Annotated in this window: 1 protein-coding gene; it reads left to right on the forward strand. The window is 37.1% G+C overall.

Annotation, left to right across the window (positions count from 1 at the left end; translation table 11 throughout):
• A partial coding sequence (locus G8761_RS26700; protein WP_166030958.1) for an alpha/beta fold hydrolase occupies positions 1-768 on the forward strand: 768 nt, incomplete at its 5' end.
• Between the last annotated feature and the right edge of the window lie 169 nt (positions 769-937).

Consider the following 937-nt stretch of genomic DNA (forward strand, 5'->3'; position numbering starts at 1 on the left):
GTTACTGTAGAAAAGGGTGTGAATTTATATGTTGAAGATATTAACCCGGGGGGAAATAAGACCATTGTGTTTTTACATGGTTGGCCGTTAAGCCATAAGCAGTTTGAATATCAGTTTAATGTTCTTCCTTCTATGGGTTACCGCTGTATTGGTTTAGACTGGAGGGGCTTTGGCAATTCGGATAAACCAATGAGTGGCTATACTTTTAACAAACTTGCAGATGATATCCGCACAGTGGTTGGTACACTTCAATTAAACAATTTTACTCTCGTTGGTCACTCTACCGGTGGGGCTATCGCCATTCGATATATGTCTCGTCACAACGGTTTTGGGGTATCGAAGCTTGTACTTATTGATGCGGCCGCTCCAACTGGATTTACTACAGAAACGGCCAATGAACTTCTTACGGAAACCCTAAATGACCGCCCAAAGATGATGCAGGGAGTAATAAATACCTTTTTCTTCCAGTATATTACTAAACCATTCTCGGACTGGTTTTTGCAAATGGGATTACAGGCAGCAAGTTGGTCGACAGCTGCTATTATTATTACATTAAGAGATGAGAAGCTGCATGAAGATCTTTCAAAAGTTAATGTCCCTACTTTAATCATTCACGGTATTCATGATAAAGTCATTCCATTTGTACAGGCTCACGAGCTAAACCAAAAAATAAGAAATTCACAGCTAGTCCCGTTTCAATATAGTGGTCATGGTCCTTTCTGGGAAGAACGTGACCAGTTTAACCAGCTATTAACACAATTTATTTAGTTAAAAATTTATACTTATTCTAATAAACGGATGAAAGATTTCTCAATAATCTTGTCCTTTTTGGGTAGTAAAATTTTTGCTCTACTTAAAAAATCTATTGATTGTACAACTATAGGGTGTGATGCTTAATTAAGTATTTGCATTTATTGGTTTGATTAAAAAAGCAGAT

The organism is Neobacillus terrae, from assembly GCF_011393025.1.
Lineage (GTDB): Bacteria > Bacillota > Bacilli > Bacillales > Cytobacillaceae > Neobacillus_A > Neobacillus_A terrae.